This is a genomic window from Porphyrobacter sp. LM 6 (assembly GCF_001720465.1).
Lineage (GTDB): Bacteria > Pseudomonadota > Alphaproteobacteria > Sphingomonadales > Sphingomonadaceae > Erythrobacter.
Genome location: NZ_CP017113.1, coordinates 1,650,722 through 1,672,218, shown reverse-complemented (window position 1 = coordinate 1,672,218; position 21,497 = coordinate 1,650,722). Strand labels below are relative to the sequence as shown.

Below are 21,497 nucleotides of genomic sequence, written 5' to 3'. Positions count from 1 at the left end.
CCTTTCGTCTGTCGGGGCAGACGAAACCGGGCAGCGGTGGGTCAGTAACCCAGAGCGATGTAAGTGCTGCGCTCGTCCTTTGCGGCCACCCGCGCGCTTTCCATCGTCAGCAAGCGACCACGCAGCTTGTTGAGGCTGCGATAGTCCTCGGCGAAGATCAGGTTCGCGATAAAGCGCACCTCACCCGCCCGCTTGACCGGCACCTCATCGAGATTGTCGAGGCTCATCACCGCCTGCTTGGCGATCCGGCGTTCGATCCAGCTTCCCTCACCGTTGTAGAACTGCGGATTGGCGGGCTTGCCGTCGGGGCCGCGGGTGAAGGTGATCTGGACGATCGAATTGCCGGTATCGGTGCGCAGGGGGTCGCCCCGGCGCATCGCCCGGTCGAGACGGGCCGTGGTGGCCTGTTGCCACTTGTCCATCGCGGACGTGGAGCTGACGACGATATCGTCGCCATCATCCGCCGAAGCGGGAGCCAGAGGCGCTGCCACAAACACAGTGGCGCCCAACAACAGGGTAGCGATTTTTCCTTTGGTAGTCATGCCATCATCCTTTCGAGTTTCGACGGGATGATCGGCCAAAAAGACCTTCGCAGTTTTCAGGCGACCATTATCGGCTTCGTGCGACCGTTATGCGCGAGGAGATTAAGGTCGATCGTTCCAGCAAGCCTGCGGAACTTGCTGTGGCGGGAATATGCCGCCCAAATCGTGGCAATTTTAGGGCAGCGCCGTGCAGGCGCCTCGTGCGTCCGATCAAGCGCTTGATGTGGCGCAGCTTCGCGGGCGGCAGGAAAAGCGCCGCAATGGCGCGGGGAGGCCTTCGACTCGGCGTTCAGTCCATGTGCTTCAGGCCGACGCGCAGGTAATCCCAGCCGGTCACGCATGTCAGCACCGCCGCTGCCCACAGCGATACGAGGCCGACCAGATGCACCCAGCTCTGGGCGAGCGTGCCGCAAGCCTCGCCCACCGCCTGGCACGGCGCACCATGCACCGCGCCGCCGAGGATCAGCGCGCCGAGCGATACAAGCTGGAAAGTCGTCTTCCACTTCGCGAGCTTGGAAACCGGAACCGAGACCTGGATCCCGCCCAGAAACTCGCGCAGGCCCGACACCGCGATCTCGCGCACCAGGATCACCAATCCGGCAATCACGTGGATATCGCCCACATAAGGCCCGCGCAGATAGCCCTGCGCGGTCAGCACCAGAATGACCGCGGCAACCATGATCTTGTCGGCAATCGGATCGAGGAACACGCCGAGCTTCGACACCGTCCCGTGCGAGCGGGCGAGATAGCCGTCGAAGAAATCGGTGATGGCGATCACGCAGTAGAGCACGAAACCGATCAGGTATCCCAGCCGCCATTCGGGCCACCACAGGAAGAAGGCCAGCAGCGGCACCGCGAAGATGCGCGACAGCGTGAGGATGTTCGGCAGGCTCGACATGGTGAACCCGTCTAGCGCGCCCGGACGCGGCGCAAAACCCCTCGCGCCAATCATCCCCGACGCAATGCTATCGATTGCACGCACTTGTGCATGAGCCGCCCTTCGCTATGTCCGTCACACCGACAACGGGAAGCACTGGCACATCACCGCATGACCACATCGACCAACCTCATGCGCCAGCGGCGTTTTCTGCCGCTGTTCCTGACCCAGTTGCTCAATGCGTTTAACGACAATCTCTACAAGAACGCGATGGTCCTGTTCGTGGTCTATCAGGTCTACGATTCGCCCGAGACCGAGACCATGATCAGCGGCCTTGCGACGGCGCTGTTCGTGCTGCCCTTCGTGCTCTTTTCCGCGACCTCGGGCCAGCTTGCCGACATGCGCGACAAGACCAAGATCATCCGCTGGATCAAGTTTGCCGAGATCATCATCATGTGCGTCGGCGCGGCCGGGCTGGTGCTTGCCGCGCGGGGCATGGCGATCGAGACAATCGCCATGCCGCTTATGTTCGTCGCGCTGTTCGCGATGGGCGTGCATTCGACCTTCTTCGGCCCGATCAAATACGCGATCCTGCCCCAGCATCTCGAGAAAGACGAAGTGCTGGCGGGCACCGGACTGGTCGAGGCGGGAACTTACGTGGCGATCCTCGCGGGCATGATCCTGGGCGGGGTGATGCCGATCATGTGGAGCATCGTCGGGGTCATTCTGGTGGCAGTGGTGGGCTACATGGTGTGCCGCTGGGTGCCGCCTGCTCCCGCCCAAAGCGAAGAGAACAAGGTCGACTGGAACCCGATCCGCGCGTCGAAATCGCTCATCACCTTCACCATGAGCAATCCCGAGCTGCGCTATTCGGTGCTGGCGATCAGCTATTTCTGGACGATTGCGGCGATCCTTTCGGTGCAGTTCATCCCGCTCGCCAAGAACGTGCTGCTGGCCGACAAGCAGGTCGCCGCCGTGCTGCTGGTGGCCTTTTCGGCCGGCATCGCAATCGGATCGGTATCGATCAACGCGCTGCTCAAGGGCGATATCTCGGCGCGCTATTCGGCGCGTTCGGTGATCGTGATGGCCGTCCTGCTGATCAGCTTCTATGCGCTGTGCAAGATGTGGGATCTCACCCCTGCGGGCGAGCTGTTCACGGTCTGGGAATTCCTCGCCCAGCCGCTCGCGCTGGCGATCACCGCCAACCTGCTGCTGATCGCGGTTGCCGGCGGCATGTTTGTGGTGCCGCTCTACGCCTTCCTCACCACCCGCGTCGACAAGAGCGAAGCCTCGCGCTCGGTCGCGGCGAACAACTTCGTCTCGTCGATCTACATGGTGGTGGGCGCAGGAGCGGCAGGTGCGCTGGGCTATCTCGGCATTCCGCTCGAGGAACAGGTGCTTGTCAGCCTGATCCTGTGCGCGCTCTCGGCGCGGCTTTCGCGCAAGCTCCACGCCACCGAGGCGCTGCGCGACCCGGAAAACGCCTAGACGATAAAGACGAGAATCGCGGCGGTGGCGGCGACATAGACGCTGGCAAAGCCGCGCACGTCCGACAGCGTCAGGCGCCAAAGGTCTTCGGCAGGGATCGACAGAAGATCGCGCTTCACATGCGGCGGCAGCATCGCCCGGAACCAGTGGCGGGCGCTCTCGTCAGTGAGAACCAGATTGCGACGCATCGGACGACTCTCCTTATCTTGTTAAGAGCCGTTTTAAGACTTTCTTAACTGTTTGGAACAGCCGCCGCCGGACGTGTCGCAGCATGGGACAAACCCGGTGGTGCTTAACCATCAGCACGGGTTTGCGCCGTCTCGCGCACGGCTGTAGAGGCCGCTGTCAGACGACGGGAGAATGAGACGTGCCTGATTCAACGCGTAGCGCTGCCGCGCTGCTGGTCGATTGCCTTGCCGAACAAGGCTGCGAGCGGATCTTCACCGTCCCAGGCGAAAGCTTCCTCGCCGTGCTCGATGCCCTGCCCGACCGGCCGGAGATCGACGTAGTGGTGTGCCGTCAGGAAGGCGGCGCTGCGTTCATGGCCTGTGCCGATGGCGCGATGCAGGCGGCAGGAACCGGCCGTCCGGGCGTGGCCTTTGTCACCCGCGGCCCCGGCGCGACCAACGCCAGTATCGGCGTCCATGTCGCACATCAGGATTCGCAGCCGATGATCCTGTTCGTCGGCGATGTGGCGCGCGACATGCAGGGGCGCGAGGGCTTTCAGGAAGTCGATTTCGCCGCGTTCTTCGGCCCCATCTGCAAGTGGGCGGCGCGGATCGATGATCCGGCGCGCATCCCCGAATATATCGCCCGCGCCTATGCCGTGGCGATCAATGGGCGGCCCGGCCCGGTGGTGATTGCGCTGCCCGAAGACATGCTGGTCGAGCAGGTGCCCGCCGCGCTCGCCCCCCGCCCCTTCGTCGCCCGTCCGGCGCAGGCTGCCTGCCCCGATGCGATGCAGGCGCTGTTCGATCTGATTGCCGACGCCGCCAGCCCGGTTGCGATTATCGGCGGCGCGGGCTGGAACGCCAAGGCGCGCACCTATTTCCAGCAATTTGCGGAACGGATCGGCCTGCCGGTCGCCACCGCCTTCCGCCGACAGGACGCGATTGCGCCCGATAGCCCGGTCTATGCCGGAAACCTCGGCTATGGCCCCAACCCCAAGCTGGTCGAGCGGATCAAGAACGCCGATCTCGTCATCGCAGTGGGCGCGCGGCTGGGGGAAGCGACGACCGACGGCTATACCGTCCCCAGCCTCGAACATCCCGGGCAGCTGCTGGTCCACATTCACCCCGATCCCGAAGAGCTGGGGCGCGTCTATCGCACCGATCTGGCGCTGTGCTGCGGGGTGGACGAATTTGCCGAATGCGCCGCGCTGTGGGAAGATGACGGGGTGATCGCCTTCGATGCCGGGGGCGAGGCGCACCGCGAATGGCTCGAATGGGCGACCCCTGCAGCCTCGGATGCGACCATCGATCTCGGCACCTGTGTTGCGGCGATGCGCGCGAGCCTGCCTGCCGATACGATGATCTGCAACGGCGCGGGCAACTTCGCCGGCTGGTGGCACCGCTACTGGCGCTATGCGGCCTATCCGGGCCAGCTCGCGCCGACCTGCGGGGCGATGGGTTACGGTGTGCCGGCGGCGGTTGCTGCGGCGCTGCGCTTCCCGGATCGCACCGTGGTCGCCGTGGCGGGGGACGGCGATTTCATGATGAACGGGCAGGAGCTCGCCACCGCCGCACAATATGGTGCGAACATGATCGTGGTGGTAATCGATAACGGCGCCTACGGCACGATCCGGATGCATCAGGAGCGCGAATATCCCGGCCGCGTTTCGGCCACCACGCTGGTGAACCCCGATTTCGCGCAGCTCGGCAAGGCCTATGGCGCATGGAGCACGCGGGTCGAAACCACCGCAGAATTCATCGCCGCGCTGGACGAGGCCAAGGGCCGCACCGGCCTCAGGATGATCCACGCCATGACCGATCTCGAACGGATCGCGGCGAGCGGGGCGACGATCAGCGGGCTGCGGGCGCGGGCGAAAGCGGTAGGCTGAGGCTTCGGGGCGCGTTCCAGACCCCCCTTAGGTCCCTGCTAGACCCCCTCTAGACCCCCCTTAGGCCCCCAAAGCGTGGATGTTCCACGTGGAACATCGGGGGGGTCAGCCCTGCGCCATCTCGCAGATCACTTGCCACTCGGCGGGGGTCACCGCGCACACCGAAAGCCGCGACAGGCGGATCAGCTGCATCTCTGCCAGCCGCGGCTCGGCCTTGATCGCAGCCAGCGTAACCGGGTGCGCGAACTTGCGCTTGGCCTTCAGCTTCACCGCCGCCCACTTGCCGGTTTCATCCGTAGGATCGCCGATCCCGGTAACGGTAATCTCGGCAATGCCGACGATCTCCAGCCCCTCGCGCGAGTGGTAGAAAAAGGCCTCGTCCCCGACCTGCATCGCCATCAGGTTGTTGCGCGCAAGGTAGTTGCGCACTCCGTCCCACGTGCCCTCGCCCTCGGCGACGAGATCGTCCCAGCTGTATTTGAACGGTTCGGATTTCATCAGCCAATAGGCCATGACGCAGCGGGCTCCCTGTTGATCGCGCGCCCGCGTTAGCCGCTCACGCGCGCGCCCGCCAAGCCCTCAATTCGGGACAGGGCCGTTGCTAACCGAATTAACCCGAAATTTAGGTTGGTCTGCAAGAAAGCCCTTAGGTTGCAGGGGGGCAATGCCCGTCGGCACTGTTCGCATGGGGCACTCGATTTTGACCGATCACGAGCCAAACAACCCGCTGGAAGCTGCAGAGCACGACATCATCGCGATGGGGATTGCGGCTGCCGCAATCATTCTGCTGGTTGGCACCGGCGGTACAGTGCTGCCCAGAGCGGTCGAGATGATGCTGGGCAATGGCAGCAAGCCCGATGTGCTGCTGGTCAATGCCCTGCTGCTCAATGTCGCGCTGATCATATTCGGCTGGCGGCGCTACCGCGAACTGACCCGCGAAATCGCCGAGCGCCGCCGCGCCGAGGAACGCGCCCGCACGCTGGCCGCTACCGATCCGCTGACCGGCTGCCTCAACCGCCGCAGCATGATCGACACCACCCAGAGCCTGCGCGCCCGCGCCACCGAACGCGGCGAGGCGCTGCTTTACTGCATGATCGATGTCGATCGCTTCAAGCAGATCAACGACATGCACGGCCACAGCACCGGGGATGCAGTGCTGGTAATGCTGAGCGAACGCATCTGCTCGCTGCTGCCGCGCGGCACCCGTCTGGCGCGCCTCGGGGGCGATGAATTCGCCTTCGTCATGGCCTATCCGCCGACACAGCGCGAGCGCATCGATGATCTGGTGATCCGCCTGTTCGAGCAATTGTCGACCCCGTTCGAGCTACCCAACGCGACGATCGAGATGACGGCATCGATTGGCCTTGCTGCCGATCATGACGCCAACGGTCGGATCGGCGGCGAAGTCGATGCCGATACACTGATGCATCAGGCCGATATGGCGCTCTATCAGGCCAAGAAGGAAGGGCGGAACCGCTACTTCTGGTTCGAGGCGAGCATGGAGCACGAGCTGAGGTTCCGCAACGAACTGGAAACCGGGATCCGGCGCGGCATCCCGCTGGGCGAATTCGTGCCCTATTACGAACAGCAGATCGACGTCGAAACCGGTGCGCTGGTCGGGTTCGAGATGCTGGCACGCTGGCGCTCTCCGCATCTGGGGCTGATCGGGCCGGATATCTTCGTGCCCATCGCCGAGGACATCGGCGTGATCAACGCCCTGTCCGAATCGCTGATGGAACAGGCCTTCCGCGATGCCCGCGAATGGGACGACAGCCTGACCCTGTCGGTCAACATCTCGCCCGTGCAGCTGCGCGACCCGTGGTTTGCCCAGCGCCTGCTCAAGCTGCTGGTCGAAACCAACTTCCCGCCCAAGCGGCTGGAGATCGAGATCACCGAAAGCTGCCTCCATGAAAACATGGGGCTGGTGCGCACGATGATCACCAGCTTGCGCAACCAGGGTGTGCAGATCAGCCTCGATGATTTCGGCACCGGCTACTCGAGCCTCGAACAGCTGCGCCAGCTGCCGTTCGACCGGATCAAGATCGACCGCAGCTTCATCAGCGAATTGCGCAACCCCACCCGCCAATCGAACATCGTCGAGGCGATCGTTTCGATGTGCCGCGGGCTCGAAATGCCGCTCACCGCCGAAGGGGTCGAGGACGAGGAAATCCTCAAGGCTCTAAAGACGATGGGCCGCCTGAAAGCGCAGGGCTATCTCTACGGGCAGCCCGAAGATGCCGACGGGGTGCGGGCACGTTTGCAGACTGCTGCGACCGCAAACCCTGCTCCCGCCGAGGCTGTCACCGGCGAAGTCGGCGCGCCGCACCGCCTGCGCCGCAGCTGACCCGCAACTTCCGTTCGCCCGCAGGGCTGGACGAGCGGGCCTGCCGTGCATAGATGCGCAGCCGTGGCGAAGCGTATTCCCTTCATCAAGATGCACGGGCTCGGCAATGATTTCGTCGTGCTCGATGCGCGCACGTCGGCCCTGCCGACGATGACGCAGGGCGTGGCACGCGCCCTGGCCGACCGCCGCACCGGGATCGGCTGCGACCAGCTGATCCTGCTCGAACCCGACGATACCCACGCCTTCCGGATGCGGATCTTCAATGCCGATGGCGGCGAGGTAGAAGCCTGCGGCAATGCCAGCCGCGCGGTTGCGCTGCTGCACGGCGCGCCGGTCACCATCGCCACCGGGGGCGGGCCGATCACGCTCGAACCGACCGCTGGCGGCGCACGGGTGGACATGGGTGCCCCCCGGTTTGAATGGGACGCGATCCCGCTCGCCTACCCGATGGATACCTTCTCGATGCCAGTGGGCTGGCCAATGGACAATGGCGCGCTGGAAAGCCCGATGGCGGTGAACGTCGGCAATCCGCACGTGATCTTCTTAGTCGATGATGCCGACGCCGTGCCACTCGACGCGCTCGGGCCGGTGATCGAGCATGACCCGCTGTTTCCCGAGCGGGTGAACGTAAATGTCGCAAGCCTCGTCGCCCCCGATCACCTGCGCCTGCGCGTATGGGAGCGCGGGGCGGGCCTGACGCGTGCCTGCGGAACGGGCGCCTGCGCCACCGCCGTCGCGGCGATCCGGCGCGGACTGGTGCAAAGCCCGGTGCGCGTGACGCTGCCCGGCGGCGACCTCGACATCGCCTGGGCGCCCGGCGGCACGATCATGATGAGCGGCCCGGCAGCGGAAAGCTTCCGCGGCACCTTCGACTGGGACGAATACGCTTGAACGCACCCGCCGTCATTTCGCTCGGCTGCCGCATGAACATCGCGGAAAGCGAGCGGATGCGCGCGATGCTGGCGGGCGAGCAGAACCTCGTCGTCGTCAATTCCTGCGCGGTGACGGGCGAGGCGCTGCGCCAGACGCGGCAGGCGATCCGCCGCGCCCGCGCCGCGCATCCCACCGCCCGCCTCGTGGTGACCGGCTGCGCGGCGGAGATCGACCGCGAGGCGATTGGCGCGATGGACGAGGTGGATGGCCTTGTCGCCAACGCCGCCAAGCTCGATCCCCGCGCATGGAACGTGGCAGGCGATGCCCCGCCCCATGCCCCGGCGCGCACCCGTGCCTTCATCGCGGTGCAGAACGGCTGCGATCACGCCTGCACCTTCTGCGTGATCCCTCAGGGACGCGGCACGAGCCGCTCGCTCACCGTCGCCGAGGTGCTGCGCGAGACCGAAGTGCATCTGGCGGCGGGGGTCAAGGAAGTCGTTCTCACCGGGGTCGATCTGACCAGCTGGGGCCATGATCTGCCAAGCGCACCGCGCCTCGGCGCGCTGGTGGCGGCGATCCTCGAGGCCTTCCCCGCCCTTCCCCGCCTGCGCCTGTCCTCGGTCGACGGGATCGAGATCGACGCCGCGCTGTTCGACCTGCTGGCGCACGAGCCGCGCGTGATGCCGCACCTGCACCTCTCGCTCCAGCACGGCGCGGATCTCATCCTCAAGCGGATGAAACGCCGCCACAGCCGCGCTGATGCGGTCGATCTTGTCGCGCGGCTCAAGGCGCTGCGCCCGGATATCGCAATCGGTGCCGATCTGATTGCGGGCTTCCCGACCGAGGACGAGGCGCACCACGCGGCCAATCTCGCGATCATCGACGAGCTTGATATCGTCCACGCCCACATCTTCCCCTTCTCGCCCCGCCCGGGCACGCCCGCCGCACGAATGCCGCAACTGCCGCGCGATGTGGTCAAGGCCCGCGCCGCCGATCTGCGTGCCCGCGCCGCCCGCCGCCGCGCCGCTTGGCTCGCAGGGCTTGTGGGCGAAACGCTCCCCGTCCTCGCCGAACGCGACGGCACGGGCTATGCGCCGAACTACGCCCGCGTCGCGTTGCCCGAAGGCACCGCTGCGGGAAGCATCGTTGACGTGAAAGTGCGCGAGGCCAGGGAGGGCCTGCTTGGATGAGTGAAACCAGCTGGACCCAGCGCCTGTTCGGCGGGTTCGCCAAGACCTCCGAGCGGCTGACGACCAATCTTGCCGGGGTCGGCGGGACGGCCAAGCTCGACAATGCGACACTCGACGAGATCGAGGACGCGCTGATCATGTCCGACCTTGGCCCCGCCGCAGCGGGCCGCATCCGCGCGCGGCTGGCGGAAAAGCGCTTCGGGCTCGAAGTCACCACCCGCGAGCTGAAGGAGGCCGTGGCCGAGGAAATCGCCGCGATCCTGCGCCCCGTTGCCAAGCCGCTCGAAATCACCGCCTTCCCACGCCCGCAGGTGATCCTCGTGATCGGGGTCAACGGCTCAGGCAAGACCACCACCATCGCCAAGCTGGCGCATCTGTTCCAGGAAGACGATTACGGCGTGCTGCTGGCGGCGGGCGATACCTTTCGCGCGGCGGCAATCGGCCAGCTGGCCACTTGGGCAGGCCGCATCGGGGTCGATCTGGTGCGCGGGCCTGAAGGCGGCGATCCGGCGGCGATCGTATTCGATGCGGTCAAGCAGGCCACCGACACCGGGATCGACGCGCTGATCGTCGACACCGCAGGCCGCCTCCAGAACAAGAAAGAGCTGATGGAGGAACTCGCCAAGATCCGCCGCGTGCTCGGCCGGATCAACCCCGAAGCCCCGCATGACGTGGTGCTGGTGCTCGACGCCACCAACGGCCAGAACGCGCTGTCGCAGATCGACGTGTTCAAGGAAGTGGCGGGCGTCACCGGCCTCATCATGACCAAGCTTGATGGCACCGCGCGCGGCGGGGTGCTGGTCGCGGCGGCAGAGCAATATGGCCTCCCCATCCACGCCATCGGCGTAGGCGAGAAGCTGGAAGACCTGAGGCCCTTCGATCCCGATCTGGTCGCCCGCGTGATTGCCGGGGTGGCGTGATGAGCGAGAGCGAAGGCAAGAAGGCCGCTTCGAGCTGGCTCAACGTCGCGGTCGATTACGGGCCGCTGCTGGTGTTCCTCGGCGTCTATCGCTGGCAGGCGCCCGCCGATCCCAATCCGGTCGGCGAACTGGCCGCGATCATCGCGGGTACGATCGCCTTCATGATCGCCGCTGTGGTCGCGCTGGCAATATCGAAGTGGCGGCTAGGCAAGGTTTCGCCGATGCTGTGGTTTTCGACCGCGCTGATCGTCGGCTTCGGCAGCCTGACGATCTTCTTCGGCGATCCGACCTTCGTGCAATTGAAGCCCACGATCATCTACGCAACCTTCGGCGTCGCGCTGCTCGGCGGGTTCTTTGCCGGCAAGGCACTGCTCAAGATCCTGCTCGAAGCCGCGTTCGAAGGCCTGTCGGACGAAGGCTGGCTCAAGCTGTCGCGCAACTGGGGGGTGTTTTTCCTCGCGCTGGCAGGCCTCAACGAAGTGCTGCGCGCACAGATGAGCTTTGAAGGCTGGCTGTGGGCCAAGATCTGGGTGTTCCTGCCGCTAACCTTCCTCTTCACCTTCAGCCAGCTGCCGATGCTGCTCAAGCACGGGCTGAGCTTCGAGGACAAGGCCGAGGCGTTCAAGGACGAACCGCCGACGGGCGGTTAGATCTCCACCTGACTGCCCAGCTCGACCACGCGGTTGGTCGGCAGGTTGAAGAACTCCATCGCGCTCGCCGCGTTACGCAGCATCCACGCGAACAGCTTCTCACGCCAGATCGCCATGCCCGGCTTGTCCGAAGCGAGCAGCGTCTGGCGAGAAAGGAAGAAGCTCGTCTGCATCATGTCGAACCCGCCATCGCACAGGGTCAGGTTGTCGAGCAGCTTGGGCACGTCGGTCTCTTCGAGGAAGCCGCAATAGATCGTTACGCGGTAGAACCCGTTGCCGAGGTTCTTGCACTCGTAACGTTCGGCATCGTCGACATAGGGCATACCGCGCACCTTCACGGTCAGGATCAGGATGCGTTCGTGCAGCACCTTGTTGTGCTTGATGTTGTGCAGCAGCGCTGAAGGCACGCCAAGATTGCTCGACGCCATGAACACCGAAGTCCCGGGCACGCGGGTCGAACTGCCGTGCGCGCTCTTGGCGAAGATCTCGATCGGCAATGAACCTTCGGCCATGCTCGCGCGCATCAGCTCACGCCCGCGCGACCACGTGGTCAGCAGCGTGAAGATGACGAAGCCGATCAGCAGCGGCACCCAGCCACCGCTCGGCACCTTGATGAGGTTCGCGCCGAAATAGGCGATGTCGAAAATCAGGAACACCGTGACCAGCGGCAGCGCCTTCCACAGTGGCCAGCGCCACAGGCTGAACAGCACGGCGGCAAGCAGCAGCGTGTCGATGAACATCGCACCCGTCACCGCGATACCATAGGCGGCCGCAAGCGCGCTCGATGACTGGAAGAACAGCACCAGCAGGATGACCATGATCATCAGACCCCAATTGATCACCGGGATATAGATCTGGCCCGCCGCAGCCGCGCTGGTGTGGCGGATTTCCATGCGCGGGATGAAGCCCAGCTGGATGGCCTGCTGGGTCAGGCTGAAGGCACCCGAAATCACCGCCTGGCTGGCGATGATCGTGGCGAGCAGCGCAAGGATCACCACCGGCACGCGCACGATATCCGGGATCATCAGGAAGAACGGATCCTTGATCAGCGCCGCGGTCGCTTCCGGCGAGGTCTGCGACAGGATCAGCGCGCCCTGACCCATGTAGTTGAGCATCAGCGCGGGAAACACGAAGGTCAGCCACGACAGGCCGATCGGCTTGCGTCCGAAATGCCCCATATCGGCATAGAGCGCCTCGGCCCCCGTTACCGCCAGCACCACGCTGCCGAGCGCGACGAAGGCCACGAACCCGTCAAGCATGAAGAACCGCAGCGCGTTGAGCGGATTGATGGTTTCAAGAATGATCGCCGGATTGGCGCTGAGATGCATCACCCCCAGCGTCGCCAGCATCCCGAAATAGGTCAGCATGATCGGCCCGAACAGCTTGCCGACCCGTTCCGTCCCGCGCGACTGGATCGCGAACAGGCCGAACAGGATCGCCACCGCCGTCGGCACGATCCACGGTTTGAAGCCTGGAACGATGTATTGCAGACCCTCGGTCGCGGACAGAACCGAGATCGCCGGGGTGATCATGCTGTCGCCATAGAACAGCGCGGTGGCAAACACGCCCAGCAGGATCAACGGCGCGGTCCACCCGGCCTTCGACGAGGTGCGCTTGATCAGCGCCAGCAGTGCGAGGCTGCCGCCCTCCCCGCCATTATCTGCGCGCATGATGGTGAGGACGTATTTGACCGTCACGACCATCATCATCGACCAGAACACGAGGCTCAGCACCCCGTGGATATGCGCCGCATCGGGCGAGATGCCCGGTGCACCGTGGTGCGAGGCGAAAGTTTCGCGGAAAGCGTAGAGCGGGCTGGTGCCGATATCGCCGAACACCACACCGACGGCGCCAAGCGCGAGGGTCAGGGCTGACCCTGAAGGCCCGTGATGATGCTCCGTCTCATGCGCTGCGGCATGATCGGCGGCGGAAGCTTCGGTGGTCATGTCAATCGGATGTCCCGTCCCGTGGGCACTGTCCTAACGGTCTGACGACTCAGGCCGTAGAGGGCGGGCGCCTAGCACCGCGCCCTTACACCTGCAACAGCGTGCGGGTTAGTGGCAAAACAACGACTAGCGGCCCTGGAGCATCGGCGCGCGGGCGATCATGTCGTCAAGTCGCGCAACTTCGGCGCTCAACCCCTCGACCCATGGGGCCTCAGGCGGCGAACGCTCGAGCAGACCGGCCCAGACATTGCGCGCAGCGCGGATTTCCCCGCTCTGGAGATAGGCGTAGCCAAGGAAGTATTCCGCACCCGGATGGGCGGGATCGATCGCCTGCGCCCGGCCGAAGGCCTCGACCGCCGCCGGGGTCACGATGCCATCGGCATGGCCGACCAGCGCCAGCCCGAGCGCCAGCCAGCCCTGCTGGTCTTGCGGATTATCGCGCAGGCCTTTCTGCAAGATCGCTGCTGCATCGGCAAACCGCCCGCGCCGGGCAAAGGCATCGGAGGTCAATTGGTAGGCAGATGGCGGCTGGGTGCCAGCGAACAGCGCCGCGCGCCCCTCGACCATCGCCTCGCCCTGATTGTCCGCAATCGCGGTCTCGGACTTGGGTGCAGAAGGCTGTCCGGGCGATCCCTGCCAGGCATAGCCCGCAAGACCGAACACCAGGGCCGCACCGAAGATGCCGAAGCCTTCGCGGGGCAGGCGCAGCACCAGCACGGCAGCGGCAAAGGCCGCCAGCGCCAAAGCGGCAATGGCCATCCAGCCGCTGATCATGCCGCCTCTCCTTCATCATCCGGTGTTGCCGCGCCGCGCCGCCCCAATCGCCGCAGCAACACCGCTGCGACAATGAGGATCAGCAGCACCGGCACCGCGAACAGCGGCCAGGTGGAGGCACTGACTTCGGGCTCGTAGCTGACATAGTCGCCATAGCGCGCGATCAGCCACGCACGGATTGCCTCGGGGCTTTCGCCTGCGAGAATGCGGCTGCGGACCTGATGGCGCATATCGCCCGCCATCGGCGCATCGCTGTCGGCAATCGACTGCGACTGGCACTTGAGGCAGCGCAGGGTGTGCATCAGCGCTGTCGCCTCGGCTTCGAGCCGGGGGTCGTCGAGCTGGTTATAGGCATAGGGCGCGGGCGGCAGCGAATCCTGCGCCGCAAGCGGGAGCGCGAACAGCGCCAGCAGCAGCGTCAAAGCGGCGCGGATCATTTCGCCTTCTCCAGCTCGGCCAGCAGCAGCTTGACGTGTTCGGGGCGGATATCTCCGATGTGCTGGTAACGGATCACGCCCTTGGCATCGATCACAAAGGTTTCCGGCACGCCTGACGAACCGATCGCCAGCTGCACTTCGGAGATATCGTCCGCGCCGATACGGACATAGGGATTGCCGTGGCGGGCGAGGAAATTGGCGACATCCTCGGGCCGGTCACGAATGGCGATGCCGACAATCTCGACCCCTTGCGCCTTCAGGGCTTCAAGCTGCGGGGCTTCGGCGATGCACGGCAGGCACCAGCTGGCCCAGATGTTGAGCAGGCGCGGCTTGCCGGTGAAGTCCGCCTTGGCCGCACCGGGCAGTCCGGCAAAGGCGGGCTTGAGCGCGAAATCGGGGAGTGGCTGACCGATCATCGTGCTTTCGACGAACTGGTCCTTCTCCTGCGTGAGCATATAGCCCGCGAGGTCTGCGATGAAGGCGAACAGGGCAAGCGGCACCCAGAGAAGCAGGCGGTTGTTCATCGCGCGCTACTCCGCCGGTACCGGCTCTGCGCCAAGCGCGGCCAGACCGGCACGGCGTTCATCGCCGATGGCGCTGGCACGGCGGCGCTTCGCTTCAACCTGCACCCGCCCGATTATCGCCAGGATCCCGCCCAGCGCGATCAGCAAGCCGCCATACCAGATGAAGGTCACGAACGGCTTCCACCACATCCGGATCTGCCAGCGCCCATCAGCCGCCTGATTGCCGATCACCGCGTAAAGCTGGCCGTCCCAACGGGTCAGCAGCGCGCTTTCGCTTGTCGATTGCGGCGGCGACCAGAAGCTGCGCGCCTGCGGGGTGAGGATCACCGGCTCGCCTCCGTCCTCGCTCACAGCAAGGCGGGCTTCCAGCGCGGTCCAGTTGGGGCCGGCCACCGGCGTAACGCTCTGCAAGGTCGCCGAGAAACCGCCGACCTGCTCGGTCCCGCCAACTGCGACTGCGGCGAGGCGCTCTTCGGTGAAGGCCCCTTCGCAGGCCATGCCGAACAGCGAGACCGCCACGCCGAAATGCGCCAGCACCATGCCCCAGGTCGCCAGCGGCACGCGCGCCAGCGCGCGGCCCCGCAGCGGCAGGAACGCCGCCACCGCCAGCGCCGCCGCCAGCCCGAGGCCAAGCAGCGGAAGGAAGGGGAACTGCCCGAAGAAACTCACCAATGCGATTGCGCCGATCAGCAGCGCGGCGATGACCATTGCCTCGATCTTGAGGCGTTTGGGGCTGTCATCCTTCCAGCGCAGCAGCGGGCCGACCGCCATCACGAGGAACATCGGCACCGCGAACATCGCACTCGCCGGATTGAAATAGGGCGGGCCGACCGACACGCGCACGTCGAACGCCTCGGTCACCAGCGGATAAAGCGTGCCGAGCAGCACGATCGCGAGGATCGCAGAGAGCATCACATTGTTGAACACCAGTGCGCCTTCGCGGCTTATAGCGGCAAAACGCTTGCCCTCGGCGACCGCACCGGCGCGCAGGGCGAAAATGGTGAAGGCCCCGCCGATATAGAGGCCGAGCAGCCCGAGGATGAAGGCACCGCGTTCCGGATCAACCGCGAAGGCGTGGACGCTGGTCAGCACGCCCGACCGCACGAGGAAGGTACCGAGCATCGACATCGAGAAGGCGAGCACGCCCAGCATGATTGTCCACGTCCGCAGCGCATCACGCGCCGCAAGCACGCTCACCGAGTGCATCAGCGCGGTCGCCGCCAACCACGGCATCAGCGAGGCGTTCTCGACCGGATCCCAGAACCACCAGCCGCCCCAGCCAAGCTCGTAATAGGCCCAGTAAGAGCCAGCGGTGATCCCCAGCGTCAGCAGCACCCACGCACCCAGCACCCAGCGGCGCATCACCCGGGCAAAGGCGGGGTTGACCTCGCGCGTCAGCAGCGCGCCCATCGCAAGGCTGAAGGCGACCGACAGGCCGACATAACCTGCGTAAAGCGTCGGCGGATGGATCGCGAGGCCGATGTCCTGGAGCAGCGGGTTGAGTCCGACCCCTTCGATCGCCGGCACCGGCAGGCGTTCGAACGGGTTGGAGGAAAGCAGCAGGAAGGCATAGAAGCCCAGCGCCACAAAGCCCTGCACCGCCAGCGTCGCGCTGATGGTGCGTTCCGGCAGGCGGCGCTCGAACGCGGCCAGCAGCCCGCCGGACAGCGCCAGTACGCCGACCCACAGCAGCATCGAGCCCTCGTGGTTCCCCCAAGTGCCGGTGATCTTGTAGATCAGCGGCTTCATCGAATGCGAATTGGTCGCCACCAGCTTGATCGAAAGGTCGGTGGTCGCAAAGGCCCACAACAACATCGCGAAGGCAAGCACCGCAAGGCCGGCCTGCACCACAGCGGCCGGGCGCGCATAGATGGCGAGCGGGTTGACCTCGCCCTCGCCCGCCTTGAGCGCAAAGGCGCCCGAAATCATCTGGAGCACCGCAAGCGCTGCGGCGAGCCACAGGGCGGCAAGACCGATTTCGGCGATCACGGCTTCAATCCGACCGTGGTTTCCGAGGCCATCTTGGCGGCTTCATCGGTGCCCATGCCTTCCAGCTCCTTGGGCACGTAGTTCTCGTCGTGCTTGGCAAGCAGGTTGGTCGCCACAAACACGCCGCGCTCGTCGAGGCTGCCCTCGGCCACCACGCCCGATCCTTCGACAAACAGATCGGGCAGGATGCCACTGTAACGCACCGGGATCGCATCCTCGGTGTTACCGGTCACCTTGAAGTTCACCGTCACGCCGTCCGCTTCGGTGACGAGCGAACCGGCCTGCACCATCCCGCCTAAGCGCACCGCCTGCCCCACTTCGGGCGGGGTCGCGACCATCTGTTCGGGTAGGTAGAAATAGTTCGCCTGATTGCGCAGGCTCCACGCGGCAAGCAGGCCCGCGCCGACAATCGCGACCAGCGCGATGATGACGAGGATCAGTCGTTGATGCTTGGCCTTCATCGCGTGTCCCTTGTTCAGCGCCGCTTGGCCGCGTCGCGGCGGGCCTCGTGATGCCGCATCGCGCGCCATGACCAGATAATCAGCGCTGCCAGCGCCGCGATACCGACGGCATAGGCGAGGATCACGAAATCCCACTGGTTCAATTGTTCGCGCATCACGCGTGCTCCATCGCCGCCGACGGAGCAACCGCCGCATCATCATCGAGCGCGCGGCGCCGCAGTCGTGCTTCGACCTGCTGTGCGGCGATCAGCGCGCGCATCCGCATCAGCACGATGCCGCCGAACAGCAGCGAGAAACCGAGCACGGCAACCAGCAGCGGAACGAGGAAGGTTGCCTCGATCGCGCTCTTGCCCGCGGTGATGCTCGGCGGCTGGTGGAGCGAGTTCCACCACACCACAGAACGGTTGATGATCGGCACGTTGATCGCGCCGACCATGCCGAAAATCGCGGCAATCTTGCTCGAAGACCCTTCGCGCTCGGCCGCTTCGGTCAGCGCGATATACCCAGCGTAGAGGAACAGCAGCACCAGCATCGAGGTCAGCCGCCCGTCCCATTCCCACCAGGTGCCCCAGGTCGGGCGGCCCCAGATCGAGCCGGTAGCCAGGCAGATCGCGCAGAACACCATCCCCGGCACCGCGATCGCCCGCGCCGAAATCGCCGCGAGCGGGTGCTTCCAGATCAGCAGCATGGCGCTGGAAATCGCAATTCCGGCCCAGCCGCCCATGCCGAGCCAAGCGGCGGGAACATGGATGAACAGGATGCGCACCGTCTCGCCCATCAGCCGGTCGGGCGGGACCATGAACAGGCCCCAGGCGACCGCGCCCAAGGACAGCACGAGCCCGCTCCAGAACAGAAGCGGCGTCAGCCATTTGGCCAACGACAGAAAGCGGGTGGGATTGGCGTAAATGTGCATGGGTGTTCGCGTCAGGGCGGGCTTTTAGCCTTACACCCGCTCCCGACAAGAGCGCAAATGGCGGGCCGGCGGAATAGTTCCCGCTTCCCGCCCCGCCATCAGCCGCGTCCGATCAGCTTTTGCGCCATCCGGTCGGCGACAACATCGGCCGAAACGCCGCTCGCCTCGCTCTCGCGCCAGATCGCGGTCAGCCGTCCCGGGATCTGGCCGACCAGCGCATCGACCTCGGCGATATCGCCGATCCGGCCTTCGCGGCGGGCGAGATATTCGGTCGCCACCGAGATGATGCCACCGGCGTTGATGACGTAGTCGGGCGCGTAGAGAATGCCGCGTGCGGCCAGCTGCGTGCCGTGCTCGGGCCGGGCGAGCTGGTTGTTGGCGCCGCCTGCGACAATCGCGCAATCGAGCCCGGCGATGCCTGCATCATCGAGGATCGCGCCAAGCGCATTGGGGCTGAAGACATCACAGGGCGTGCTCATGATCGTATCGGAGGCGACCGCCACGCCGCCCAGTTCGTCCGCCAGTGCTGCCGCGCGAGCGGCGTTGATATCGGCGAGCGTCAGCACTGCGCCGTCCTTCGCCAGCAGACGTGCCACGCCGCCGCCGACAGAGCCCGTGCCCTGCACCGCAACGCGGACACCCGCGAGGCTATCGGTGCCGAGCTTGTGCGCGACGGCCGCCTTGATGCCGAGATAGATACCGAAGGCCGTGAACGGGCCGGGATCGCCGCCCGCGCGGCCCTCGCCCTCGACCGGCAGGCCGGAGACATGGGCGGTGCGCTGCGAAACAGCGACCATGTCCGCCTCGGTAATCCCGACGTCCTCTGCCGTGACATAACGCCCGCCCAGCGCCTCGACCGCATCGCCGAAAGCGGCGAGCATTTCGGGGGTCTTGATCCGCTGTTCATCGGCAAGGATCACAGCCTTGCCCCCGCCCATCGGCAGGCCCGCCATCGCGTTCTTGTAGCTCATCCCGCGCGACAGGCGCAGCGCATCGCGCATCGCGCCAGCGGGGTCGTTGTAATGCCAGAAGCGGGTGCCGCCGGCCGAGGGGCCAAGATGGGTCGAATGGATCGCGATGATCGCCGTAAGCCCGCTCGCGCGGTCATGCACCAGCTGCACGCATTCGTGCGCATCGAAATCGGGTTCGGCCCAGAAAGCGGTCATCATCGGTCCCCTGTCGGCGCGGAACAGGGCGACGGGACGCGAATACGAATAGAGATGGGGCGGGGAGAAGATGGGGCGACCAACGGGGTTCGAACCCGTGACCTCCGGTACCACAAACCGGCGCTCTAACCAACTGAGCTATGATCGCCACACGCCCCGGCCCGCATACCACCGTTCCGGTCGTTGCCAAGCCCACGCGAAGAGCGCGCGGTTTACGCAAGGCACACGCGCGGTCAAGTGGCCTGACGGCGGGGCTCGCGCCTCTTGCACAAAGGCCTGCCCAAGGGAAGCGAAAACTGTTTTGCGGTCGCGTTGACGCAAGATTGTTACGCGAGGCCTGAAACCATTGCCAAGCATGGTGGTGGATTTATCCTCGCGTCACCATGATCCCAACCAGCGACTCCATCGCCAGCCGGCTTGCGGCACAGGGCGGAATGCAGCGGGTGCCTAGCCCGAAGGCCGAAGTGTTCCAATCGCGGCGATTCGCGAGCGCAGAGCTGTGCGCCGATCTGATCGCGCTGATCGAGCGGGATCGTCGCCCCTCGACCATCGCCGACGACAATGGCGATGCCTATTTCCGCACCAGCGAGACCTGCGACCTCGCCGCCGATCTGCCCGCCGTGCAGACGATTGAAGCGATGCTCACGGCGCTGTCGGGCATCGATCCGGCGTTCGGCGAACCGCTTCAGGGCCAGCGCTACGATGTCGGGCAGGAGTTCAAGGCGCACACCGATTACTTCACCCCGGGCGGGCGCGACTATCACACCTATTGCGCGCATTCAGGCAATCGCACCTGGACCTTCATGATCTATCTCAATGACGTCGCGGCCGGGGGCGCTACGCGTTTCAAGGTGCTCGACAAGACCTTCCAACCCGAAGCGGGCAAATTGCTGTGCTGGAACAACCGCCTGCACGATGGCGGGGTGAACCCGGCGACGCTTCACCACGGGATGAAGGTCAGAAAGGGCGTCAAATACGTGATCACCAAATGGTATCGCGAACGCGAATGGAGGGGATGATGGGAGACTACAGCAATATCGCGGCGACGCTGCGCGGGCGACTGGCCGAGCTGGCCGCACGTTCGCGCGGGATCGAGGATGACCTGCGCCAGCCGCTCGATGCCGATTTTGCCGAACAGGCGGTCGACCTTGCCGATGACGAGGCGCTGGAAGGGGTCGATGACGTGCTGCTTGCCGAGGCCCGGCAGATTCGCGCCGCGCTCGCCCGGATCGACAACGGCACCTATGGCAGCTGCGCCAATTGCGGGGCGGAGATTGCGCCCGAACGGCTCGAAGCCCAGCCCATGGCTACCCGCTGCATCAAGTGCGCGGAGTGAGGCGCTGAAACGAAAAAGGCGAGCCCGTCGGCCCGCCTCCCTCGTTGCGGGCCGAAGCCCGCGCAGCTTGAAACGCTGGTTACTTCTTGAGGCTGAGCCCGCCGAAGCGCTTGTTGAACTGCGCCACGCGGCCACCTTCGGCAACCTGCTGCTTGCCACCGGTCCATGCAGGGTGGCTCAGCGGATCGATATCGAGCGCGAGCACATCGCCTTCCTTGCCCCAGGTCGAGCGGGTCTGGAATTCGGTGCCATCGGTCATCTTGACCGTGATCATGTGGTAATCGGGGTGACCTTCGGTCTTCATGACGTAGTTCCTTCGAGCTTTCGCCGGTGCCGACCGGCGGTGCTATGAAATGGGAAGCGGCGCGCCTAGCGACAAACGCGGCCCATTGCAACCACTCTCGCGCGGTCAATTACCCGGGCTGGCCGCAGCGGGAGGAACCAGCTTTGCGTATTCCTCGAGCTGCCGGGCCTGCGCGGCGAGATCGCCTGCCCCGGTCGCACGGCGCTGCGCATCGGAAAGCAGCGTACGGTCGTAAGGCTCCATCGAGACACCGCCCCCGTCCGGAAAGCGATACTGGGTGCCGAAGGCCTGCGGCTGGCCAATCGCATGAAGGTAGCGGTCGAGCGTGGCCGCCGCGATCCACTCGGCATCCTTGCGGCCAAGCGCCAGCGCGCGCATCGCCAGCGCATGGGCCAGCAGATAGTCGCGCGGCTCGTTGCCATGCTGGAAGATGAAAGCCGCACCGAAATAGTCGTTGGCCGTCCTAAGCGCCCCGGCATCGTAAAGCGCGCGAGTGCGGGCGCGGCGCTCCGTATCGGCCTTGAAGCCGGCCTCGGGATCCTGATTATCGCCGGTGCGCTGGCCCTGATCGGCCGCGAACATCGCAGCCACTTCGGCATTGTCCGCGACCGGCTCCTGCGCGGCGGCAGGCATCGCCAGCACCAGCGCCAGCGCGGCCAAAACTGGACCAGCGATTGGCAAACCCTTGCGTCCCATCTTCACCA

Annotated in this window: 24 protein-coding genes and 1 tRNA gene; 9 read left to right on the top strand and 16 right to left on the bottom strand. The window is 65.4% G+C overall.

Annotated elements, in window-relative coordinates; all coding sequences use genetic code 11:
• Positions 1-41: 41 nt before the first annotated feature.
• Together BG023_RS07960 and pgsA are read right to left on the bottom strand one after the other, a co-directional pair.
• Positions 42-542: a hypothetical protein gene (locus BG023_RS07960; RefSeq protein ID WP_150122825.1), complete on the bottom strand. Its 501-nt coding sequence runs from the start codon at positions 540-542 to the stop codon at positions 42-44.
• Between the two features lie 289 nt (positions 543-831).
• Positions 832-1,440 (bottom strand): CDP-diacylglycerol--glycerol-3-phosphate 3-phosphatidyltransferase, encoded by a 609-nt coding sequence (gene pgsA, locus BG023_RS07955; RefSeq protein WP_069311207.1) that lies wholly within the window; start codon positions 1,438-1,440, stop codon positions 832-834.
• A gap of 150 nt (positions 1,441-1,590) precedes the next feature.
• Between pgsA and BG023_RS07950 the strand changes: the two genes are divergently transcribed.
• Positions 1,591-2,907 carry an MFS transporter gene (locus BG023_RS07950; RefSeq protein WP_069309981.1) on the top strand — a complete coding sequence of 439 codons (1,317 nt, stop codon included), beginning with the start codon at positions 1,591-1,593 and terminating at the stop codon, positions 2,905-2,907.
• Here BG023_RS07950 and BG023_RS07945 read toward each other — a convergent pair.
• A complete protein-coding gene (locus BG023_RS07945) occupies positions 2,904-3,095 on the bottom strand; it encodes a hypothetical protein (RefSeq protein WP_069309980.1) in 192 nt (63 codons plus the stop codon). The two genes, BG023_RS07950 and BG023_RS07945, sit on opposite strands and share 4 nt — an antisense overlap.
• Positions 3,096-3,274: 179 nt before the next feature.
• Here BG023_RS07945 and BG023_RS07940 point away from each other — a divergent pair, with 179 nt between their 5' ends.
• Complete coding sequence (locus tag BG023_RS07940; RefSeq protein ID WP_069309979.1) at positions 3,275-4,966, top strand: thiamine pyrophosphate-binding protein; 1,692 nt, start codon at positions 3,275-3,277, stop codon at positions 4,964-4,966.
• A 105-nt stretch (positions 4,967-5,071) separates the two neighbouring features.
• Here BG023_RS07940 and BG023_RS07935 read toward each other — a convergent pair whose 3' ends face one another.
• Positions 5,072-5,479: an EVE domain-containing protein gene (locus BG023_RS07935; RefSeq protein WP_069309978.1), complete on the bottom strand. Its 408-nt coding sequence runs from the start codon at positions 5,477-5,479 to the stop codon at positions 5,072-5,074.
• 151 nt (positions 5,480-5,630) lie between these two features.
• Here BG023_RS07935 and BG023_RS07930 point away from each other — a divergent pair, with 151 nt between their 5' ends.
• The 5 genes from BG023_RS07930 to BG023_RS07910 all read left to right on the top strand — a co-directional run bounded on the left by BG023_RS07930 (position 5,631) and on the right by BG023_RS07910 (position 10,943).
• Complete coding sequence (locus tag BG023_RS07930; protein ID WP_233992955.1) at positions 5,631-7,310, top strand: putative bifunctional diguanylate cyclase/phosphodiesterase; 1,680 nt, start codon at positions 5,631-5,633, stop codon at positions 7,308-7,310.
• A 90-nt stretch (positions 7,311-7,400) separates the two neighbouring features.
• Positions 7,401-8,201, top strand: coding sequence for a diaminopimelate epimerase (gene dapF / locus BG023_RS07925; RefSeq protein ID WP_069311206.1), 801 nt, complete (start codon positions 7,401-7,403; stop codon positions 8,199-8,201).
• On the top strand, positions 8,198-9,373 hold the full coding sequence (locus tag BG023_RS07920; RefSeq protein WP_083234609.1) for a MiaB/RimO family radical SAM methylthiotransferase: 1,176 nt from the start codon (positions 8,198-8,200) through the stop codon (positions 9,371-9,373). The genes dapF and BG023_RS07920 overlap by 4 nt, the downstream gene beginning before the upstream one ends.
• On the top strand, positions 9,370-10,293 hold the full coding sequence (ftsY, locus tag BG023_RS07915; protein ID WP_069309976.1) for a signal recognition particle-docking protein FtsY: 924 nt from the start codon (positions 9,370-9,372) through the stop codon (positions 10,291-10,293). Before BG023_RS07920 ends, ftsY begins: the two co-directional genes overlap by 4 nt.
• A complete protein-coding gene (locus BG023_RS07910; RefSeq protein WP_069309975.1) occupies positions 10,293-10,943 on the top strand; it encodes an inner membrane-spanning protein YciB in 651 nt (216 codons plus the stop codon). Before ftsY ends, BG023_RS07910 begins: the two co-directional genes overlap by 1 nt.
• Here BG023_RS07910 and BG023_RS07905 read toward each other — a convergent pair.
• The 10 genes from BG023_RS07905 to BG023_RS07865 form a co-directional block, all read right to left on the bottom strand.
• Entirely contained in the window at positions 10,940-12,889 is a 1,950-nt protein-coding gene (locus BG023_RS07905; protein WP_069309974.1) for a potassium transporter Kup, read from the bottom strand. The two genes, BG023_RS07910 and BG023_RS07905, sit on opposite strands and share 4 nt — an antisense overlap.
• A 126-nt stretch (positions 12,890-13,015) precedes the next feature.
• Complete coding sequence (locus BG023_RS07900; protein ID WP_069309973.1) at positions 13,016-13,663, bottom strand: tetratricopeptide repeat protein; 648 nt, start codon at positions 13,661-13,663, stop codon at positions 13,016-13,018.
• Positions 13,660-14,100, bottom strand: a complete 441-nt coding sequence (locus tag BG023_RS07895; RefSeq protein ID WP_069309972.1) for a cytochrome c-type biogenesis protein — start codon at positions 14,098-14,100, stop codon at positions 13,660-13,662. Before BG023_RS07895 ends, BG023_RS07900 begins: the two co-directional genes overlap by 4 nt.
• A complete protein-coding gene (locus BG023_RS07890) occupies positions 14,097-14,624 on the bottom strand; it encodes a DsbE family thiol:disulfide interchange protein (protein WP_069309971.1) in 528 nt (175 codons plus the stop codon). The genes BG023_RS07895 and BG023_RS07890 overlap by 4 nt, the downstream gene beginning before the upstream one ends.
• 6 nt (positions 14,625-14,630) lie before the next feature.
• Entirely contained in the window at positions 14,631-16,613 is a 1,983-nt protein-coding gene (locus tag BG023_RS07885; protein ID WP_069309970.1) for a heme lyase CcmF/NrfE family subunit, read from the bottom strand.
• Positions 16,610-17,074 carry a cytochrome c maturation protein CcmE gene (ccmE, locus tag BG023_RS07880; RefSeq protein WP_069309969.1) on the bottom strand — a complete coding sequence of 155 codons (465 nt, stop codon included), beginning with the start codon at positions 17,072-17,074 and terminating at the stop codon, positions 16,610-16,612. Before ccmE ends, BG023_RS07885 begins: the two co-directional genes overlap by 4 nt.
• Before the next feature lie 14 nt (positions 17,075-17,088).
• A complete protein-coding gene (gene ccmD / locus BG023_RS14705) occupies positions 17,089-17,229 on the bottom strand; it encodes a heme exporter protein CcmD (protein WP_150122824.1) in 141 nt (46 codons plus the stop codon).
• Complete coding sequence (ccmC, locus tag BG023_RS07875) at positions 17,229-17,987, bottom strand: heme ABC transporter permease CcmC (protein ID WP_069309968.1); 759 nt, start codon at positions 17,985-17,987, stop codon at positions 17,229-17,231. The genes ccmD and ccmC overlap by 1 nt, the downstream gene beginning before the upstream one ends.
• A gap of 98 nt (positions 17,988-18,085) precedes the next feature.
• Positions 18,086-19,153 (bottom strand): Glu/Leu/Phe/Val family dehydrogenase, encoded by a 1,068-nt coding sequence (locus tag BG023_RS07870; protein WP_069311205.1) that lies wholly within the window; start codon positions 19,151-19,153, stop codon positions 18,086-18,088.
• A 71-nt stretch (positions 19,154-19,224) separates the two neighbouring features.
• Positions 19,225-19,301, bottom strand: a tRNA-His gene (locus BG023_RS07865).
• A gap of 235 nt (positions 19,302-19,536) precedes the next feature.
• Here BG023_RS07865 and BG023_RS07860 point away from each other — a divergent pair.
• Together BG023_RS07860 and BG023_RS07855 are read left to right on the top strand one after the other, a co-directional pair.
• Positions 19,537-20,172 (top strand): prolyl hydroxylase family protein, encoded by a 636-nt coding sequence (locus tag BG023_RS07860; protein WP_069309967.1) that lies wholly within the window; start codon positions 19,537-19,539, stop codon positions 20,170-20,172.
• Complete coding sequence (locus BG023_RS07855; RefSeq protein ID WP_069311204.1) at positions 20,172-20,489, top strand: TraR/DksA family transcriptional regulator; 318 nt, start codon at positions 20,172-20,174, stop codon at positions 20,487-20,489. Before BG023_RS07860 ends, BG023_RS07855 begins: the two co-directional genes overlap by 1 nt.
• 79 nt (positions 20,490-20,568) lie before the next feature.
• On the opposite strand, the gene rpmE is transcribed toward BG023_RS07855, so the two are convergent.
• Positions 20,569-20,793 carry a 50S ribosomal protein L31 gene (gene rpmE, locus BG023_RS07850; protein WP_069309966.1) on the bottom strand — a complete coding sequence of 75 codons (225 nt, stop codon included), beginning with the start codon at positions 20,791-20,793 and terminating at the stop codon, positions 20,569-20,571.
• A 105-nt stretch (positions 20,794-20,898) separates the two neighbouring features.
• Complete coding sequence (locus BG023_RS07845) at positions 20,899-21,489, bottom strand: hypothetical protein (RefSeq protein ID WP_069311203.1); 591 nt, start codon at positions 21,487-21,489, stop codon at positions 20,899-20,901.
• Positions 21,490-21,497 lie beyond the last annotated feature (8 nt).

Coding starts and splice junctions, on each gene's coding strand:
- BG023_RS07960 (WP_150122825.1), bottom strand. CDS start 542: ATGACTACCAAAGGAAAAATCGCTACCCTGTTGTTGGGCGCCACTGTG.
- pgsA (WP_069311207.1), bottom strand. CDS start 1,440: ATGTCGAGCCTGCCGAACATCCTCACGCTGTCGCGCATCTTCGCGGTG.
- BG023_RS07950 (WP_069309981.1), top strand. CDS start 1,591: ATGACCACATCGACCAACCTCATGCGCCAGCGGCGTTTTCTGCCGCTG.
- BG023_RS07945 (WP_069309980.1), bottom strand. CDS start 3,095: ATGCGTCGCAATCTGGTTCTCACTGACGAGAGCGCCCGCCACTGGTTC.
- BG023_RS07935 (WP_069309978.1), bottom strand. CDS start 5,479: ATGGCCTATTGGCTGATGAAATCCGAACCGTTCAAATACAGCTGGGAC.
- BG023_RS07930 (WP_233992955.1), top strand. CDS start 5,631: ATGCCCGTCGGCACTGTTCGCATGGGGCACTCGATTTTGACCGATCAC.
- dapF (WP_069311206.1), top strand. CDS start 7,401: ATGCACGGGCTCGGCAATGATTTCGTCGTGCTCGATGCGCGCACGTCG.
- ftsY (WP_069309976.1), top strand. CDS start 9,370: ATGAGTGAAACCAGCTGGACCCAGCGCCTGTTCGGCGGGTTCGCCAAG.
- BG023_RS07910 (WP_069309975.1), top strand. CDS start 10,293: ATGAGCGAGAGCGAAGGCAAGAAGGCCGCTTCGAGCTGGCTCAACGTC.
- BG023_RS07905 (WP_069309974.1), bottom strand. CDS start 12,889: ATGACCACCGAAGCTTCCGCCGCCGATCATGCCGCAGCGCATGAGACG.
- BG023_RS07900 (WP_069309973.1), bottom strand. CDS start 13,663: ATGATCAGCGGCTGGATGGCCATTGCCGCTTTGGCGCTGGCGGCCTTT.
- BG023_RS07895 (WP_069309972.1), bottom strand. CDS start 14,100: ATGATCCGCGCCGCTTTGACGCTGCTGCTGGCGCTGTTCGCGCTCCCG.
- BG023_RS07890 (WP_069309971.1), bottom strand. CDS start 14,624: ATGAACAACCGCCTGCTTCTCTGGGTGCCGCTTGCCCTGTTCGCCTTC.
- ccmE (WP_069309969.1), bottom strand. CDS start 17,074: ATGAAGGCCAAGCATCAACGACTGATCCTCGTCATCATCGCGCTGGTC.
- ccmD (WP_150122824.1), bottom strand. CDS start 17,229: ATGCGCGAACAATTGAACCAGTGGGATTTCGTGATCCTCGCCTATGCC.
- ccmC (WP_069309968.1), bottom strand. CDS start 17,987: ATGCACATTTACGCCAATCCCACCCGCTTTCTGTCGTTGGCCAAATGG.
- BG023_RS07870 (WP_069311205.1), bottom strand. CDS start 19,153: ATGACCGCTTTCTGGGCCGAACCCGATTTCGATGCGCACGAATGCGTG.
- BG023_RS07860 (WP_069309967.1), top strand. CDS start 19,537: ATGATCCCAACCAGCGACTCCATCGCCAGCCGGCTTGCGGCACAGGGC.
- BG023_RS07855 (WP_069311204.1), top strand. CDS start 20,172: ATGGGAGACTACAGCAATATCGCGGCGACGCTGCGCGGGCGACTGGCC.
- rpmE (WP_069309966.1), bottom strand. CDS start 20,793: ATGAAGACCGAAGGTCACCCCGATTACCACATGATCACGGTCAAGATG.
- BG023_RS07845 (WP_069311203.1), bottom strand. CDS start 21,489: ATGGGACGCAAGGGTTTGCCAATCGCTGGTCCAGTTTTGGCCGCGCTG.